General features: G+C 48.6%; 13 protein-coding genes. 3 read left to right on the forward strand and 10 right to left on the reverse strand.

Annotation, left to right across the window (positions count from 1 at the left end; translation table 11 throughout):
* On the forward strand, positions 1-642 hold a 642-nt coding region (locus ACR6Z4_RS27630), incomplete at its 5' end, for a tetratricopeptide repeat protein (RefSeq protein WP_479720564.1).
* 259 nt (positions 643-901) lie between these two features.
* Here ACR6Z4_RS27630 and nuoH read toward each other — a convergent pair.
* The 4 genes from nuoH to mdh all read right to left on the reverse strand — a co-directional run bounded on the left by nuoH (position 902) and on the right by mdh (position 4172).
* Positions 902-2020 (reverse strand): NADH-quinone oxidoreductase subunit NuoH, encoded by a 1119-nt coding sequence (gene nuoH, locus ACR6Z4_RS27635; RefSeq protein WP_479720565.1) that lies wholly within the window; start codon positions 2018-2020, stop codon positions 902-904.
* Between the two features lie 215 nt (positions 2021-2235).
* Complete coding sequence (gene aroQ, locus ACR6Z4_RS27640) at positions 2236-2688, reverse strand: type II 3-dehydroquinate dehydratase (protein ID WP_479720566.1); 453 nt, start codon at positions 2686-2688, stop codon at positions 2236-2238.
* A 193-nt stretch (positions 2689-2881) separates the two neighbouring features.
* Positions 2882-3019 carry a hypothetical protein gene (locus tag ACR6Z4_RS27645; RefSeq protein WP_479720567.1) on the reverse strand — a complete coding sequence of 46 codons (138 nt, stop codon included), beginning with the start codon at positions 3017-3019 and terminating at the stop codon, positions 2882-2884.
* Positions 3020-3206: 187 nt separating this feature from the next.
* Positions 3207-4172 (reverse strand): malate dehydrogenase, encoded by a 966-nt coding sequence (gene mdh, locus ACR6Z4_RS27650; RefSeq protein WP_479720568.1) that lies wholly within the window; start codon positions 4170-4172, stop codon positions 3207-3209.
* 376 nt (positions 4173-4548) lie between these two features.
* Here mdh and ACR6Z4_RS27655 point away from each other — a divergent pair, with 376 nt between their 5' ends.
* On the forward strand, positions 4549-7836 hold the full coding sequence (locus ACR6Z4_RS27655) for a TIR domain-containing protein (RefSeq protein ID WP_479720569.1): 3288 nt from the start codon (positions 4549-4551) through the stop codon (positions 7834-7836).
* Positions 7837-8141: 305 nt separating this feature from the next.
* Entirely contained in the window at positions 8142-8888 is a 747-nt protein-coding gene (locus tag ACR6Z4_RS27660; protein ID WP_479720570.1) for a DUF928 domain-containing protein, read from the forward strand.
* 117 nt (positions 8889-9005) lie between these two features.
* On the opposite strand, the gene ACR6Z4_RS27665 is transcribed toward ACR6Z4_RS27660, so the two are convergent.
* The 6 genes from ACR6Z4_RS27665 to ACR6Z4_RS27690 form a co-directional block, all read right to left on the reverse strand.
* Positions 9006-9827 (reverse strand): carbon dioxide-concentrating mechanism protein CcmK, encoded by an 822-nt coding sequence (locus ACR6Z4_RS27665; protein ID WP_479720571.1) that lies wholly within the window; start codon positions 9825-9827, stop codon positions 9006-9008.
* A gap of 99 nt (positions 9828-9926) precedes the next feature.
* Positions 9927-10520: an LbetaH domain-containing protein gene (locus ACR6Z4_RS27670; RefSeq protein ID WP_479720572.1), complete on the reverse strand. Its 594-nt coding sequence runs from the start codon at positions 10518-10520 to the stop codon at positions 9927-9929.
* Between the two features lie 47 nt (positions 10521-10567).
* Positions 10568-12199: a ribulose bisphosphate carboxylase small subunit gene (locus ACR6Z4_RS27675; protein ID WP_479720592.1), complete on the reverse strand. Its 1632-nt coding sequence runs from the start codon at positions 12197-12199 to the stop codon at positions 10568-10570.
* Positions 12200-12560: 361 nt separating this feature from the next.
* Positions 12561-12863, reverse strand: coding sequence for a EutN/CcmL family microcompartment protein (locus ACR6Z4_RS27680; protein ID WP_479720573.1), 303 nt, complete (start codon positions 12861-12863; stop codon positions 12561-12563).
* 6 nt (positions 12864-12869) lie between these two features.
* A complete protein-coding gene (locus ACR6Z4_RS27685; protein ID WP_190508420.1) occupies positions 12870-13211 on the reverse strand; it encodes a carbon dioxide-concentrating mechanism protein CcmK in 342 nt (113 codons plus the stop codon).
* Between the two features lie 203 nt (positions 13212-13414).
* Entirely contained in the window at positions 13415-13723 is a 309-nt protein-coding gene (locus ACR6Z4_RS27690) for a carbon dioxide-concentrating mechanism protein CcmK (protein WP_479720574.1), read from the reverse strand.
* Between the last annotated feature and the right edge of the window lie 2121 nt (positions 13724-15844).

Below are 15844 nucleotides of genomic sequence, written 5' to 3' on the forward strand. Positions count from 1 at the left end.
TCTAACATGGCAAGGGTGATCGCGCAGCAAGGCGACATCGATCGCGCCCTGACGCTGTGGCAGCAAGATCTGGAAATTTCAGAGCGCATTGGCGATGTCAAAGGCACCGCCGCCACGCTCAATAACATGGCAACCACCGCTTATCAACAGGGAGACATTCAACGGGCAGCAACGCTACTTCGACAGTCAGCAGCAGCTTTGGGGCAAGCAAGCGCGTATATTGATTTAGTAACGGTTCTAGACAATCTTAGATTCGTCGATGAAATCAACCGTCAAATCTACCTGGCACAGGCGATCTGGCTCTGCCTGAAGATTCAAGCCCCGTTGACCGATACTATTGACCTGCTCAAAGCCTTGTTTAACGCCGTGCCCCAGGGGGATGACCTGGAGGCATTGCTGGCAACCACTGCCCTGTGGTTTTGCAGTCAGCGAGGGCAGGGACATCCCCAGTTAGCACAATTGCAGCAGGTGAGCGCTCAAATGCTGGCAGCGGCAGCAGCGGCGCAGGGCATAGAGACGCAAGAGGCATTTGATGCCTGGTTTGCCCAGCAAGGCGTAAATAATCCAGAGATCTTTTTGCCCCAATTGGTTCAGCGATTAGAGGCGATGATTGGCGATGGTTGGTTATTTGATCGTCGGTAAATTAGCAAAAAATCCCCGGCATCTTGAAGATACCAGAGATCTAAAGCAATACCTCTCGGTTAAGAATTTTAAGCCCTTGCTCCGATCCCCCCTAGCCCCCCTTAAAAAGGGGGGGAATCCTTTCCCCGCCTTGGGTTGAAAGCCCCCCTTATGAAGGGGGGGTGGGGGGATCTATAGCTTAACAGTACTAACCGAGAAGTATTGGAATCTAAAGAACAGAGCGTTGAGCGAAGTCGAAACGCGACAACGCAGCTATCCTTTAGCCACCGAACGCCATAGGGAATGCCAACTTTAGCCCTGCGGTAACCAGTAAATTGACCAACGAAATTGGCAATAAAAACTTCCAGCCCAGGTCTAGCAATTGGTCAATGCGCACACGGGGCACCGTCCAGCGCAGCAAAATTGCCAGGAAGACCAGCAAATATGCCTTAAACAAGGTCATGACAATGCCCAACCCGGCAGTGATAATTTGCAACCAGGGGGTTGTCTCACTAATGCCCAGCCAGCCAGCAATCCATTCGGCAGGAAAGATAAAACTCCAGCCACCCAAATACAACACCGCAAACACCAGTGCCGATAGCACCAGGTTGGCGTAAGAGCTGCCATAAAACAGCATGAATCGAGAACCACCATACTCAGTCTGATAGCCAGCGACTAACTCTTCTTCTGCCTCAGGCAAGTCAAAGGGAAGCCGCTCGGTTTCAGCCAGCGCTGCAATCCAGAAAATGATAAAGCCAACAGGTTGTCGCCAGATATTCCAGCTCAAAATACCCATGCTCGATTGTTGTTCGACAATATCAATCGTGCTGAGGCTATTAGACATCATCACCACTGCCAGCACCGACAATGCCAAAGGCACCTCATAGCTGATAGATTGGGCAGCGGCTCGCAGCCCACCCAGTAGAGAGTATTTGTTATTCGATGCATAACCCGCCATCAGCAACCCCACTGGGGTAATGCTGGAGAGGGCAATCCATAAGAAAATCCCGATACCAATATCCGTAATGATGATGTGTTGCCCGAATGGCACAATCAAATATGCCAAAAATGCCGGGACAAAGATAATGGCAGGGGCGAGGATAAACAACCAGGGGTCTGTCAGACCGGGGGTGGTGACTTCCTTGATTAACAGCTTTAAAACGTCAGCGACGGGTATTAGCATCCCCAAAGGACCTGCATACTCTGGTCCGATCCGCTGCTGTGCGGCGGCTGAGATTTTTCGTTCTAACCAGGTTGACACCAATGCCAACACGGTTACAGCCCCTAGCATTAAAACCATGGGTAGGGGAAGCCAGATCAACTTCGATAGATCGGCAGGTACCCCTAAATCGATCAGGGCTTGGATAAAACTTGCTTGAAGGTCAATGCCATTGTCCATAATTTGGAGACGTAATAGTGTTACGACACTACCGAATTATTGTTGCATTGAAAGCGGATTTAAGCGACTACAGATCTCTAAATTTATGGGTTTTGCGATACTTATGGATGATCAGCGGCAAAATCCCCTGCCTTGTCATGCCGTTGCAGTGCAACGACTCCACAAAACCAGGGGATTTTCTATAGCTATTCCCAATGATTTAGCCCTGCGATTTTCTATGATGGCTGCTGCGATCGCTTCAGATAGGCAACCAGAGCGTGTAAGCCCAGGCGATAGCTATCTGCCCCAAACCCACTAATCTGCCCAATGGCAACCGGGGCAATATAAGAATGATGGCGGAAAGGTTCGCGGCGATAAACGTTGCTCAGATGCACTTCGACCGTGGGAATATTAACCGCAGCGATCGCATCCCGTATCGCGACACTGGTATGGGTAAAAGCACCGGGATTAATCAAAATCCCATGATGCTGCCCCATCGCCGCATGAATCTGATCGATCAATGCCCCTTCATGATTTGACTGAAAGGACGAGAGTTGAACCTCCAGACTGCTCGATTCTGACTCCAGCCCTTGAGTAATGCTTTCTAAAGTATCAGTACCATAAACCCCAGGCTCTCTTTTACCTAAGAGATTGAGATTTGGTCCGTGTAAAACTAAAATACTCAGCAAAACCCGTTCCTCTGTTCACAATCGCCGAATGAGGCAAGCTTCCCAACCGACAGAGAAACTTTTACACGAGATTAAAAATTTACTCAGAATGAAGTCTTATAGAGCGCGTTCAGCCCTATACCTTAGCAGACTCACGAAATTCTTGCAGACAAATCGCGTAAGTCTGGCTATTAAAAAATGTATTGATCTCAAACTATCGACGCAGGTCTGGATCTCGGACAGGGATAGGAATAGGCTCAGGCTCAGGCTGCATGTCTGGACCCAGCAAGGCTTCGATCAACTTTCGAGCCAGTTCCTTAAGCTTTTCCAGCACCTTTTCTATATAGTCCATTAATTAAATAGCTCCTTCAGCACGGTCTAAAGCTCACCCCAATCTAAAAAACAATTTCCTAGACTGATAGAGAAATGCACGGCTTCATTACTAGATCATAACCAAACATCGAGAATGATCAAGAGCGTTTACAACTTTGTATCTTCAACTTTACACGAAGGAGGGTTGACAACGCGTAAAAAAATTCTTAAAGCATCGCCAAGGAGGGTTCAAGGGTGCGTCGAACAGCCTCTGCCGATCGATGCAGTGCGGTCTGTTCTGCATCCGTCAGGGTCAGTTCCAAAATGTTAGAAATACCCCTACACCCCATACAGGCAGGCACGCCCAGGAATAGATCGGTTAACCCATATTGCCCATCCAGATAAGCCGCAACGGGCAAAATCCGGGGCTGATTGAGCAAAATCGCTTCGACCATCACACAGGTAGAAGATGCCGGAGCATAAAAGGCACCGCCTGTTTGCATCAGTTCTACAATTTCTGCCCCGCCATTGCGGGTACGTTCAATCAGATTTTCAATTCGATCGGCTGGCATTAAATCAGTAATAGGAATGCCATTGACCGTGGAATAGCGGGGTAAAGGCACCATCAGATCGCCATGACTGCCCAACACCATTGCCCGCACATCTGCCGCAGAGATGCCCAATTCCATCGCAATAAAGGTTTGAAATCGAGCAGAGTCGAGAATTCCTGCCATGCCCATGACCCGTTGCGGCGGTAAGCCGCTGGCTTTCCATGCCAGATAGGTCATGACATCAAGGGGGTTGGTGACGACGATGAGGATGGCATTGGGAGAATGGGCGATCGCCTGTTTAGTGGCACGAATGACAATTTCAGCATTGATTTTCAGCAGATCATCGCGGGTCATACCGGGTTTGCGCGGTAGCCCTGCGGTAATCACCACAATGTCTGACCCAGCCGTATCAGCATAGTCAGCCGTCCCCCGAATTTCTCGATGGTGACCTTCAATGCCTCTGGCTTCTAGCAGGTCTAACGCCACCCCTTGAGGGCGACCGGCAACGATATCTAACAACACCACATCGGCTAGATTTTTTTCAGCAATGCGCTGTGCCAGTGTGCCGCCCACATTGCCTGAGCCAATGACCGACACTCGGGTAGATTGACATGGAATCGTGGAATTAGGGAAGGTAGCCATAACTAAAACGGCGATCGCGCCACAAATAGGTTGCTTCTATAGTTCCAAGATCACAAAGGAAAACCTTGATCTGCAAGATAATGGCAACCCTCCGTATCTAAAGTTTACGCATCGTAACGGTTGCTGACGCTACGGCTTGTAATTCCTGATGAGAGAGCGACGGCTCCGCTGTCGCTCTCTCATCAGGAATACAACAGTCGAAGGGTTGATTAGGCTAAAGGGTGTGAGAGAACCCGCGCGGAGCGCGGGTTCTCTCACACCCTTTGGCTTCAGGCTCAAATTCTCATCCCAAATGGGCAACGTCGTCTATATTTTTGGACGAAGAAGTATTGTAGGCTAACCCTAATAAGCCTTAATCAATTTCAAAAATCGCAAAATGCACAAGTTTGATGATGCATTTATTTCCTATGGACGAGCCGACAGTAAAACGTTTGGCGCATGGCTGCATCAACAGTTAACGGAACAAGGTCTAAAAATTTGGTTTGATCAGAACGATATTCCGTTGGGGGTAGATTATCAAAATCAGATTGATGATGGCATTGAACGAGCCCATCAGTTTTTGTTTTTGATTTCTCCTCATGCCGTCAACTCGCCCTATTGCCTCAAAGAGATCGAGTTGGCAGCGCGTCTGAATAAGCGCATCATTCCCCTGCTGCATGTTGATGAGATTAGCCAGGAAACCTGGCAACGCCGCAATCCCGGAAAAGATGAGACGGACTGGCAGCAGTATAAAGCGTTGGGGTTGCATTCCAGCCATATCAATATGCATTCCGTCATTCGCAAAATTAACTGGGTTTATTTTCGGGAAGGCATTGATGATTACGACAAGTCTTTGGCAGGGCTGCTAGAGATTTTTGAGCGGCAGAAAGAGTATGTGCATCAGCACACTTACTTTTTGGCAAAAGCATTGGATTGGGAACGCCAGCAAAAGAAGTCGCACGATTTGCTGGTAGAAGAGGAACGGTTGCAAGCAGAAAACTGGTTAAAGGTGCGCTTTAAGGGAGAGCAAGCGCCCTGTGAACCGACCGACTTACATTGCGAGTTCATCTGCGAAAGCACGAAAAATGCCGACAATCTAATGACGCAGGTGTTTCTCTGCCATGCCGAGTCAGACCGGGCGATCGCCGAGAAAATTAGTCGCACGCTATTGCGAGAAAGCTTTACAGTTTGGACAAATCAATCAGATATTCAGTTGGGGTCAGGGCTTGAACAAGCTATCAATAAAGGAATTGAGGCAGCCGATAATTTTATTTACCTGGTTTCACCGGATTCGCTGACCGACAAAAACTGTCAGCGAGAGCTAGCCTATGCATTTTCTTTAAATAAACGAGTGATTCCGTTGCGCACCAAGGAATCGCAGACCGATTTGGGGGCACGGCGATCGCAGCGATCGCTCAACTCTGTGTATGACCGTCTGGGGGCACCCTCACAAGAGCCTCAGCCGGTTGCCTCGTTGCCGGAGGCATTGCAGGGGGTGCAACTGATTGATTTCACAGAACACCGTGACGTTGAACCCTATCAAGCCGCCGTTAACCGCCTGTTGCGCGAGTTGTATGAAGATGCAGATTACTACGAACAGCACAAAAACCTATTGGTCAAGGCACTGAAGTGGCAAAACCAAAATCGTAACCCCAGCATTTTGCTGCGCGGCTACAATTTGCGCCATACCGAAGCCTGGTTAGCCGTTGCCAAGGGGCGATCGCTTCATCCTGCCCTGCCGATCCAGGTGGAATTTATCACCGCCAGCCTGCAACAACCGCCCGAACTCTCCACAGGAATTTTCATTTCGTACTCATCTACCGATGCTGACTTTGCCCGCAAACTCAACAATGCCTTACAGATGCAGGGCAAACTTACCTGGTTTGCGCAAGAAAGCATTGCTTCGGGAACTGATTTTCAAAAAGAAGTCGATCGGGGCATCGAACAGGCAGACCATCTTGTGCTGATTGTGTCTCCCAGTTCGGTCAGTTCGCCCATCTGCCTGAGAGAAATTGACTATGCCCATCGCCTGCACAAACACATTGTGCCGCTGTTTTACAAAGATGTAGCCACCGCAGATTTGCCCGCCACCTTAGCGGGCATCCAGGGGCTTAATTTTCAGAACTATGACGACGATTTTCTGGCGAGGTTTGGCGAATTAATTAGAACCTTAGAAACCGATCTGGAGCATGTGCGATCGCACACTCGATACCAGGTGCGGGCAATGGAATGGCAAAAAGAAGATCAAGACGATAGCTTTTTGCTCAGAGGAAAAGAACTATTAGCCGCAGACCAGTGGTTGCAACAGTCATCGGGCAAACAACCGACCCCGACAGCCCTTCAGCTGCAATACATCACCGCCAGCCGAGAATTGCCCTATCGCAAAATCAAACGGCGATCGGTTGTGTTGACCAGCCTTGCCGTTACCTGTGCGATCGCGATCGCCCGGTTTTTTGGCGTCATGCAATCGGCTGAATTTGTCGCCTACGATCACCTGGTGCGGCTACGCCCTGGCGAACCCCCAGACGATCGCTTTTTAATTATCGGCATCGATAGCTCCAGCATTCGCTTCCTAAACAATGACTATGAACCAGGGAAAGGAACGATTCCCGATACAGCCTTGCTGGATTTGCTCAAAATTTTAGAACCGTATCAGCCTCGATTGATTGGGCTTGATTTTTATCGAGATTTTGCTGCGCAACCCGACTTAGCCGATCAGTTGCGCCGATCTTCGAACCTGATTACCGTTTGTAAAAACACCTATGACACCCCTCAAGGAACCATTGAGGGTGCCAGTCCTGCGCCCGAAATTCCAATACAACAAGTTGGGTTTAGCGATTTCTTAGATGATGCCAACGGTGGCAGAATGCTGCGGCGACACTATCTCATGCAAGCGCCCGACCCGGAATTTTGCAATACCCGAGATGCCTTTAATCTGGTGCTTGCCCGTCGATATCTAGCCGCTGAAGGACAAGACTATACGTCACCGCTAGAGGGCACTGCCTACGTTCAAAACATGCAGTTTGGTCAAACGTCTATTCCTCAACTGTTGGGGTGGGGCAGCGCTTACCAGGCAGTGAATGATCAGTTGCGCGGCTATCAAACGCTGTTGAACTATCGGGTGGTGAATGGCGATCCGAATGAAATGGCACAGACCGTTAGCCTGGAAGACGTTTTGAACGGGCAACTATCTGAAGCCGATGTCAAAGATCGGATTGTTTTAATCGGCTTCACCGCAGAAACGTCAACCGATGCTGATTATTGGAACACGCCGTATGGAGAATTTCCCGGCGTCGTGGCGCAAGCCCAAATGGTCAGTCAGATTATCAGTGCGACGCTAGATGGACGGGCGCTGATCTGGTGGTGGTCAATGGCTGAAGAAACCCTGTGGATATGGGGTTGGGCTGTTGTGGGTGGGGTCATTGTCTGGCAAGTCTACCGATTGCAATGGCAACTGATAGGAAGCGGAGTCGCTTTAGTCGGGTTATACCTGATCTGCTATGGGGTACTGGTTTACCAGAGTGGTTGGGTGCCCTTAGTGCCACCTGCGATCGCACTGGTGTTAACAGGTGCCATCGTCGGCTATCTCAATTATCGACTGCGAGAACATTCCTCGGGTCGCACGGGCAATTCAGCAAAATCATTACAACAGTCTGAGAAAATCCTGACAGACACAAAAAATTAAGTTATCTGTTAATCATTAGGGATTGGTCGTTGGCTACTGTTAAATAGCTATAAAGTCATGAAGCAATATATTGACTGCCATCCTCTGGGTAGCTATTGATAGTTGCTTGGGGCTTGAGGTTCAACGGTATGGATTGTCCTCTGTCCCAACCTTCAACGGTTGTCATAACCGCTCATCACGCCAATTGCCACATCAATCACTCAGTCAATAGCTCTCTCGCCGTAGCCCCCCAGCTTATGATTTGGATGCGATCGCCACACCCCTCAAAATCTCCTTCCCCTAGCGGTTTGCCCCACCGTTGCCAGATGACTGCGTTCAGCGTGCTGCTAGCACTTGTGCTCAATGTCCTCCCTTACATCGTCCTGGCACCGCCTGCCCAGGCACAATCTCTAGGAGAACGCATTCAGTCTTTATTCACGCGCCGACGCCAGGAAGGCAATGCCTCCGGGCGACGACGTGGTGGTGGCATTCGCGATCAGTGTAATGTCACTCAAAGTAGCGACGAACCGTTAATGGCGTTAATCCCTGAGAATAATTTGGGGTTAACCACTGCTTCCCATCCAACCTTCTGGTTTTATCTGCCGTTTGGTCGTTCAGCGACGGATCTTTCGGTTCAATTTATGTTGCTGGATGAGGATGGCTTCCCCGTTCTAAAAAATAACCAGCCCATTACCATCACGTTACCCGAAACTGCCAGTGTCGTTGGGTTTCAATTACCCGAAACAGAGCAACCGTTAGCGGTTAACCAGCAATACAGTTGGCATTTGACCCTGGTTTGTAATGCCAGTTTTGGCAGTATGGATCTGACTGAAGTCAGTGGTTCGATTCAACGGGTTGAGCCGTCTGCGACGCTAAACCAGGAACTTGAAGCCGCATCGCCGCAAGACCACTATGTTGCCTATGCCAACGCTGGAATTTGGTACGATGCGTTAACGCAACTGGCGCACCATAGAACAACATTTTCAGACGACTGGGCGCAACTGCTGAGCTTATTTGAGCTTGAAGATTTGGCGGATATGCCTGTTTCTGAATTGCGATCTGAAAGTCCCTAACGCCAGTCAGGATTAATTCACCTATGTTTTTTGGAGCGATGGCTTCGCCATCGCTCCAAAAAACATTGGGTTTTATTCAATCCCCGATCCTAACGAGTGATGTCTGTAATTCACTGATCAGGAAGGTAAGCGATCGCTCGACTGCTCCAGGGGTGAGGCAAGCTGTTGTAAATCGGGTAATTCCAGGAGTTGGGCAGCGTCTTCTTCGATTTCTTGCTGTGCTTCCACCAATTCTTTTGCCGTTTCTTTCAGATCAATCGGCAATGCCAACGGCTGATCTAACCAACAACTGGCAACGGGTAAGGAGTCTTCCAATTCGTCGAGTGGGCGAGGAATCACCATAATCGCATGCAGTTCACCAATCCGTTCGGCTTCATGCATCCCCGCTTCAATAGCGATCGTCACATCCGAGACTCGCCCCCGGATAATCACCGTACATAAACCTGCGCCAATCGTTTCATAGGCAGCTAGCTGGACATCTGCGGATTTCAACATCGCATCGGCTGCCCCAACCATCGCTGGAAACCCTCGGGTTTCGAGCAACCCAATCGCCTGGTTGCTCAACCGGCTATAACCCCGTTGTTCCACCAATTGTGCCAATTTGCTGCCGATCGGTAAAACTGCATCCAGATTAGGCAGCGGTCGAGGGATCACGACTTTAGAGATAAACTGTCCAAATTGCTCAGCCGTTTCTGCACCCACTTCAACGGCAATCCGCACGTCCGACAACCCACCCCGCACAACAGCGGTGCAGTGCCCACTGCCAATTTTTTCGTACCCGACCAGCATTACGCCTGCGGACTTCAGCATCATATCGGCAGTGCCGACGATCGCCGGGAAACTCTGGGCTGAAACCATGCCCAACGCCATGTCGCTAAAATCTCGCGATCGCGACGTCTCTGTTCTCAATTGAATGCTACCGCTGTCCCGTGCATCCATCTTCAACCTCCACTAAAGCCCTTGCCAAACCGACTCAGTCACGTTTGCCCGTCCCAACCCGGAACCCACCCATAGAGCAGGCTCAGTCTTTCAGTTACGTCACTGAGTTGATGGTTCAGTGGGAGATGAAGGGTCTTGAGGCATGCCATTTAAGGATTGTCTCTGAGGAAACAGTGACACCATTAAGCGCTCAAACGCAACCCGACCATAGACCTGTGAAGTCGAACCAGAGGATGAAGAATTGACACTCGCATTCGCGGTCGATTCCTGTTTTGCCTCGGTTGGCAGACTCGGCTCTAGGGGTACCGTTGCCTCAGGAGCAACGGTCTCGGACGTAGCAGTCGATGATGACGGGAGATCGTCCCCTAAGCCATCGGCTGCAATCAAAGCGCCTGCTGGAATGACCTGCATTGGAGCAACCGCACGATTAAAAATTGTTGCCATTGACCCAATGCAAGCTTTTGCCCCAATCCTAACACTGCCAACGACCAGTACACCAGAGCCAAGGGTTGCCCCTTCGCCAATTTCTAACATGCCTTGTTGAGCATGTAATACGGCACCCGCACCAATACAAACCCCAGACGCAATCACAAGCTGACTGCCTGGATCGGCTTGAAGCAGCACGTCAGGAGCGATCGCCGCGCCTGTGTGGATGGTTACATCTCCACTCTGGTAAAAGTGAGTCTCAGTCATAAGATACAGAGACACTCACTGAACGGCACTGGACGCATAAAATTTGCCTAAGGACGCTGGATAATCAGCTCCGAAACACGTCGTTTCGCTTTTGGATCGATGCCAAACATCCGGACATACTCACCTCCATGCTCTGCCATGCAAGCCTCTAAGGCAGCTAAAACCTCTGCCTCGCGAGTCGATTGAATGGACGAACAAGAGTGCCAGGAACTAGTTTGGAATCGTCGGGCATCTGCGTGTTCCGACCCAATGCGATATCCCTGGGTAATCATCTGACGAGCCAGAGCCACGGCTTCCGGACTTAAGCGAGTGCTTCCGGAGGCAGCTTTGCCACCCCCAGACGGCGCATAAGACGAACTCGTAGGTGCGGAATAGGATGAACCCCCTGCACCTGGCTTATCGCCTGGCCGTTGAATAATCACTTCAGCGACGCGACGCTTGGACTTGGTATCGACCCCATAGAGGCGCACATATTCTCCTGCATGGTCTGCCATGCAAGCTTGCAACGCTGATATGACGTCCGACTCACGGGTTGACTCGATGGGGACGCAGGTCTTCCACGAACTGGTCTGGAACCGACGAGGATCGGCATATTCTGCGGCAACACGATAGCCTTGAGATAGCAACTGCCGTACCTGACCAGACACATCTGGACTCACACCCGCAGGCGCTGGGCTGTAGCTACCGCCACTGGTCGGAGGGCTATAAGAGCTAGTGCTGGGCGCACTGCTCCCATTGAGCGATTCACCCGGTCGTTGAACAATCAGTTCAGATACGCGGCGCTTGACCTTTGTATCAATGCCAAACAAGCGGACGTATTCGCCACTGTGTTCTGCCAAACAAGCTTCCAAAGCACCGATCACATCAGATTCACGGGTAGCTTGAATGGGTGAACAGGTATGCCACGAACTCGTCTGGAACCGACGCCTGTCTGCATGTTCTGTTCCAATGCGATATCCTTGCGCTAGCAGATTGCGTATTTGTCCAACAACCTCAGGGCTGAGGCGGCTAGCAGAACCATAATTATTAGAGCGATTCACTTTGTCAGTTCCCTCCATCTCATTACGAATTGGCTTGATGCGAGCAACCTCTTTCACTCGCGGCTGGCTAGACTTCAGAGCATGATTAATTCCTGTAACATGCGCAGCAAATTTAACATCTACTGCACGCACATCGGGTAAGCGATCGGCTTGTTGCTGAGTCGTAATCACCGAACCCGATGGCACAAATTTTCCAGGCGGAATTTCAACATCTTGGATGAGTACATGCATCATGATGATGCAGTTATCACCCACACGAGCATTAAAAATAGTTGAGCGAAACCCAATAAAACAATTACGCCCCACATAGGCAGGTCCATGAACCAATGCCATGTGGGTAATCGATGTGTTATTGCCAATCCAAACAGAATATTGTTGACCGTCATCTCCCAAAACACGACCTTGTTCAAGTCCGTGGATGATTACGCCATCTTGAATATTGCTGCCATCACCTACATAAAAGGGACTTCCCTCGTCTGCTCTGATTGATGTTCCGGGTGCTATCAATACATTTTCCCCGACATAGACATCCCCAATAATATTGGAAAAGGAATGAACATATGCCGCTTTATCAATCGTCGGTTGTGCCAGGGTTTTTGACCAAGGACTAGGGGGAGCAGCGGAGCTTTGAACTGCCATCATACTTATATTTCTCCTGATCGAGCTCCTGCATATATCACACAATCAAACCTTGCCAAAAAGCTAAGCCCGATCAAAACCTTTGACCTTTGAGTTTTTAGGAGTGCAATTTCCATCTGAGGCTTTTTGACTCGATTCTTAAAGAGAGAGGGGAACGGTGCGATGTGCGATCGCACGAGTGATTGATCGATTGAATGGGTACAGCCCGATCAACCGTTCATTTTGCAACCCAAAACCCGCACCAACCCAACTCCATCCTCAATTCACTATTGCCAGCGATCGCTAAACCTCTATCTCAGAGGCATTACTCTCAGCCATCATGAAGCTAAACTTCACACCGCAAACCCAAATCAGGAGACGTCTATCGATCGTGATCTCGTTTGCTGTATAAGAAACGATTTTCGACACTCACGGTGTCAATAATTCCGATAACCAGTGCATCCAACGGGCGAGATTCGCTTCCGGGCACTTGCCGAGCAGCACTACCACGGCTGACAAGTACCCATTCATCGACACCTGCACCGACACTATCGGCTGCAACTTCGTATTTCGGCAAAGGTTGACCATCTTCATCAAGAAACTGAACCAGGAGAAACTTAACGCCTCTCAAGCTGGGTTCCTTTTGGGTGCTGACTACAGTTCCGCAAACCTTAGCAATCTGCATCGGATCTTAAGAGCGGCTGATTGGACGAATGCCACTCACGCTTTCCCGGAAGGCTTCAACCGCTTCGGTGTAACGGATCGGCAGGACATATTCCAGGTTTTCATGAGGACGAGCAATGATGTGGGTGGATAGCACTTGACCCCCATTGACGCGCTTAACATTCTCGATCCCAGCGGCAACGGATGCTTGCACTTCGGAAACATCACCCCGAACAATCACGGTGACGCGACCGCTCCCGATCTTTTCGTAACCGACCAAGGTGACGCGAGCTGCTTTAACCATTGCATCTGCCGCTTCAACAACTGCGGGGAAGCCTAAGGTTTCTACCATTCCAACTGCGATTGCCATTTTGTTCTCCCTTCCAATTTGTGTTTGTAAACTATACCGCCACAGGGCATAAACTTAGGTGTCTAGAACAGAGTCTGGGAGTCAACCCAACCCCTCAAAATTTCCAGTTTATAAGCTGATGCAGTATATCAAGAGTTGTGAGTTATAAATTTCGCTGTGGTAAATTACCGACCAGCGACTTAGAGAGGATTAACCTTCCAAGACTAGCTACGGAACTGTTCTACGGCTTCTGTGTAGCGAATGGGCAGAACATACTCCAAATTTTCGTGAGGACGGGCAATGATGTGGGTAGACAAAACCTCACCGCCATTCACCCGCTTAGCAGACTCAACACCTGCGGCAACGGAAGCCTGTACTTCTGAGACATCGCCCCGAACAATCACGGTAACGCGCCCACTCCCAATTTTTTCATACCCGACCAGTGTCACCCTAGCGGCTTTTACCATAGCATCTGCTGCTTCAACAACAGCAGGAAAGCCTCTAGTTTCTATCATTCCAACAGCAATTGGCATGTTCCATCTCCTGCAAGAGAAAACCCATCTAGCAAACTAAACTTCACCTGAAAATTTTGAAAGCGGAGGACCACTATCAAATTTCAGGAAGCACTGTAAAATTCCCAAGTTTAAGAATACAGGGGTCGTACTTCCCTTGGCAACATAAACCAGGACGATCGTTTCTAATGACTGACATAAACTAAAACTATATTTTTGGCAATTTACCTCCCTGTTACGTCCCCAATCTCCTATCTTCTTCAGTCTTTTTAGAGTGGTTTTGCAGACACTAAAGACTAAAAAACAAGATACCCTTGGCAAACGTTAAGGATCACTGTAATGCCTTCTGCACCTGAACCTTTGCATTGAACCCTTTTGTACCTAAGACATGAAGCTTTAGCTATAAACAAGCTTGACCTCGCTGTTGAGCAGAGTTGGTTGGCGATCGCTCCCCTCCCCCGTTCCAGTGAGATTTTTGTCTGCAACTATAATCTTTAATCATATCACCCATAAAGCGGATAAAAGCGCTTGTCTTATTATTTTAGGTCGCTCAAATAAACTGCCCTATCCACCTAGTTTTTAGTGAATACATAGATTGAGAAAAAAGTAAATCTTGAATTGGGAAGTCGGCTTTGCATCAAAAAAACTGGCTACAAAAAAGCAACCTATTCTATCAGTTGAAAATAAATTCATGAAAAGCTTAATCGATTTCACCTAAGCATGAATTAAGAATATTTTGGTGGAAAATGAAGCAGACTTCGCTAAATATTTTTAGTTCGATCTCTAAAGATATAATTCGATCGCTTTGATTACAAAGCTTAGGAAATCCGGGAGTATTATCCTCAAAAAATGTTGTCGTTTATTAAGCAATTCTAAAGAGCATTCCGATTCAGGTTGCTATTGTGCCAGCACGGGTCAAGCGTGATGTTAGTCAATAGCGTTTTGTGCCGGGATAGATGATGGTTGCGATGTGAGAGCTTTGCGGAGAGTGGTTCTCTCACAACAATTACTACGTCACGCTATTGAGAATCGCTATCAGTTCTTTTGGCGTCTAAATTCCTTAATGTTATATAACTTTGCCTGGTTTACGTTTCTTAAAAGCATGGACTAAATCAGATCGGCAACTTCGACCTTTTACGGACATGGGTAGGATGTTTGGTAAATGATGCGAGGGCGATCGCAACGCTATTGATCTGAGACATGATCTCTGGACGTAGACGCACTACAATTCTTGGATGTGATTATGAGAACTGTTGCAAGAAGTAACAAAATTTATAAATTTCAGACACTAGATATCACGATTCGATTGCATAGGTGAAAGGTCTAAGATGGGCAGAGGTTGGTTATAGGTCTTGTCTCATTCATACCCTTAAAAAAATTACTGTATCCGAAGGATCGTTACGATATTTTCTGAAAATAAAATGTTTCTCTACATCTACAGCCGCCGCAGGTCTGGTTAGGACAAGGGTGCGGAGGCTGTGCCCCCGCACAGGGGTTCCACCCCTGCACCCCGTTCTAATGAGCCGTTCAATGTCGGAATGTTTTGCCTCCACGATGTGCTGGGATGATCTTTTCTAGAAATCGCCTTACCCCTCATCTGGGACTGCTAAGGGAGTTTGGTAAACCACAGGTTTTCAAACGCTTCGGGCACACAAAAAACAACCTTTCTCCTAATTGTTCGAGTAGGGTCTCAAGAGTGTGAATTCCCAAGACTGCTCAACTCTATGCTGACCCTAATCTCAATGCATCCTCAAGGGACAAGCTTTGTAGACTTTTGATGAGTTGTCAGAGTCCGACTCCAGCAAGATGTTACTATTCCCTTAATAAAAATCTAAGCTTTAATTATTTGTTTAGCTTTCATCAATTTGTGTTGAGATATGTAAACCATCGCCTCTGTTCACCGACTGATTCATCGCAATAGTCACCGAATTATTTTATCGGTCTGACAGAGCCAGGTGGATCGGTTTGTGTCCCATGTATTGTTACACTTATTTACAAGCTTTTAAGCTGTTGGGGGAATGTTACTGTCTCGTATAACCCGCTAATATTCCTAAGGATCGTGGACTAAATAAGATCGAATATTGAATCGTTTGGAGGGGCGAACGGCCGTTCGCCCGTACAACAAATCATCGGAGTTATTTA

This window comes from Calyptranema fuscum S582 (genome assembly GCF_055793305.1).